General features: G+C 59.1%; 4 protein-coding genes. All 4 read right to left on the minus strand.

Annotated features, from left to right (window positions below):
- Window positions 1–167: 167 nt before the first annotated feature.
- Window positions 168–704, minus strand: a complete 537-nt coding sequence (gene frr, locus AB5405_RS09635) for a ribosome recycling factor (protein ID WP_368138331.1) — start codon at window positions 702–704, stop codon at window positions 168–170.
- A 2-nt stretch (window positions 705–706) separates the two neighbouring features.
- Entirely contained in the window at window positions 707–1,429 is a 723-nt protein-coding gene (gene pyrH / locus AB5405_RS09640) for a UMP kinase (RefSeq protein ID WP_035138557.1), read from the minus strand.
- Between the two features lie 118 nt (window positions 1,430–1,547).
- Entirely contained in the window at window positions 1,548–2,417 is an 870-nt protein-coding gene (gene tsf / locus AB5405_RS09645; RefSeq protein ID WP_022094736.1) for a translation elongation factor Ts, read from the minus strand.
- 45 nt (window positions 2,418–2,462) lie between these two features.
- The coding region (gene rpsB, locus AB5405_RS09650; protein WP_368138332.1) for a 30S ribosomal protein S2 at window positions 2,463–2,842 on the minus strand (380 nt) is incomplete at its 5' end.

The following is a 2,842-nucleotide window of genomic DNA, read 5'->3' on the forward strand; positions in this document are numbered from 1 at the left end:
TGTGGCCCTCAGTGCGTGCAAGACCGCGCGACGTGGCCCAACGACCGTTGCCGTCCATGATGCACGAGATATGGTGCGGAATGTTATTGAGGTCAAGGTCGGAAAAACCGACGCCCGCAGGGGCGTCGGCAAAGTACTCGACCAGTTTATGCTCGTCGTATTGCACCTTAGATCTCCATGACCTCGGCTTCTTTTTCCTTCAGAAGCTCCTCGACCTTGGCGACATACTCATCGGTGTACTTCTGGACCTTGGCCAGCTCGCGACGGACATCGTCCTCGGTGAGCTCCTCATCGCGCTCGAGCTTGTTGTTGAAGTCGCGGCGAATGTTACGGATAGACACCTTGGCCTGCTCGGCGTACTCGCGGCACTCCTTGACGAGCTCGCGACGGCGCTCCTCAGTGGGAGCCGGGAACGGAAGACGAACGACGGTGCCATCGGAGTTGGGGGTAATACCCAGATCGGAAGCGCCGATGGCCTTGACGATAGCATTGATGAGTGCCTTGTCCCACGGCTCGATGAGCAGCATGTGGGCCTCGGGGGTCTTGACGGCGGCAACCTGCGTGACCGGCGTGGGAACACCGTAATAATCGACGGTGATGTCGGACAGAATGTTGGCATTGGCGCGGCCGGTACGGACCTTGGAGAAGTTATGCTTGAGGGACTCGAGCGACTTGTCCATATGGGCGGTGATGTTCTCTGCCATGCTTAATCCTCCTGATAGACGAGCGTGCCGACGGGCTCACCCGAAAGCGCGCGCTTGACGGTGTCCTCGCCATCGATGTTGAGGACCAAAATCGGCATACGGTTATCCTGGCACAAAGCCGTAGCCGTGGAATCCATAACCTGCAGGCCGCGGACGAGCACCTCGTGATAGGTAATCTTGTCAAAACGGACGGCATCGGCGCACTTGACGGGATCCTTGTCGTAGATGCCGTCAACCTTGGTGGCTTTAATCAGAATCTCGGCGCCGATCTCGCACGCACGAAGAGCCGCGGCGGTGTCGGTCGTAAAGTACGGATTGCCCGAACCGGCGGCAAAGATAACGACGTTGCCCTTGGAAAGGTGGTTGATGGCGCGACGGCGAATATAGGGCTCGCAGATCTCGTTCATCTGGATAGCGCTCATCACGCGGCAGGGAACATCGTTGTGCTCGAAGGCATCCTGCAGGGCGAGCGCGTTCATAACGGTTGCCAGCATGCCCATGTAGTCGGCCTGAGCACGCTCCATGCCACCGGCAGCGCCGGCCATGCCGCGGAAAATATTGCCGCCGCCGACAACGACGCCGACCTCATGGCCAACGGCGAGCAGCTCCTTGACCTGTTTGGCAAGATGGTCGGTAACCTTGGGGTCGATGCCATACTGGCCGTCGCCCATCAGTGCTTCGCCGGAAAGCTTAAGAAGCACGCGTTTATATCGGATGTCGGACAAAGCGATCCTCCTTTAGATTGAACTCTCAACATTCTATCAAAGGCTCTAAAAAGAGCCATGAAAAAGCAGGCTGTGAGTAAAACCCACAGCCTGCTCATTACCAGCTACAAGAGCTTATTTACTCGCCACGGACCAGACGGTCAAAGGCAACGACGGTAATGGTGTCGCCGAGCTCCTTGGAGACCTGCTCAGCGTACTTCTTGATGGTGAGGGAGCTGTCCTTGATGAACTCCTGCTCGGTGAGCACGGACTGCTTGTAGAACTTCTCCAGACGGCCGACAGCCATCTTCTCCTGAATGGCCTCGGGCTTGCCGGACTCGGCAGCCTGAGCCATGTAGATCTGCTTCTCGTGCTCGACGGTCTCGGCCGGAACCTGATCGCGGGTAGCGCAGATCGGGGCGACGGCAGCAACCTGAAGGGCAACGTCGTGAGCGAAGGTCTTGAAGGACTCAGCCTGAGCGGTCTCAGCCTTCTCGAAGGCGAACTCGACGAGGACGCCGATCTTACCACCCATGTGGATGTAAGAAGCGAGCGCGCCGTTCTCGGCCTTGCGGGCAGCGAAGCGGGAGATCTTCATGTTCTCGCCCATGATGTGAATCATCTCGGTGAGCTCGGAGGAAACGGTCTCCTCGCCCATCGGCTTCTCGAGCAGAGCGTCGACGTCAGCAGGCTCGGTGGTAGCGACAACCTCAGCGACCTTGGAAGCAAAGCCGGTGAACTTGGCGTTGGAGCCAACGAAGTCGGTCTCGCAGGAAAGCTCGAGCAGAGCGCCGGTCTTGCCATCCTCGGAGACGAACGCGGCGACAGCGCCCTCGTTGGTCTCACGGCCAGCCTTCTTGGCAGCCTTGGCAAGGCCGTTCTTACGCAGAACGTCGACAGCGGCGTCCATGTCGCCGTCAGCCTCGACGAGAGCCTTCTTGCACTCCATCATCGGGGAGTCGGTCATCTCGCGGAGCTGCTTGACCATAGCGGCGGTAATCTGGGCCATTGTGGTTCCTTTCAAAGAGATGAAAAAGAATTAACTAAGACTGATTTACTCGGCCTTGGGCTCAGCGGCCATCTCGGCCTCGGAGACCTGCTCCTTGCCGGAGCCAGCGAGGCAGGCGTCAGCCATGAGCTCGCACATAAGGGTGACAGCGGAGATAGCGTCATCGTTGCAGGGGATGCCGTACTCGACCTCGTCGGGATCGGAGTTGGTGTCGATCAGAGCGACGACGGGGATGTTCAGGCGCTGGGCCTCCTTGATGGCGTTCTCCTCGCGCTTGGTGTCGATGACGAAGAGAGCCTGGGGCAGACCCTTCATGTCGCGGGCGCCACCGAGGTTGGTCTGGAGCTTGGTGAGCTCCTTGCCGAGAACAGCCTGCTCCTTCTTGGGGAGCACTGCCATGCGGCCGTCCTCGACCATGGCCTCGA

Origin of the sequence: Collinsella aerofaciens (genome assembly GCF_040920445.1) — a bacterium.
Taxonomy (GTDB): Bacteria; Actinomycetota; Coriobacteriia; order Coriobacteriales; family Coriobacteriaceae; genus Collinsella; species Collinsella aerofaciens_BH.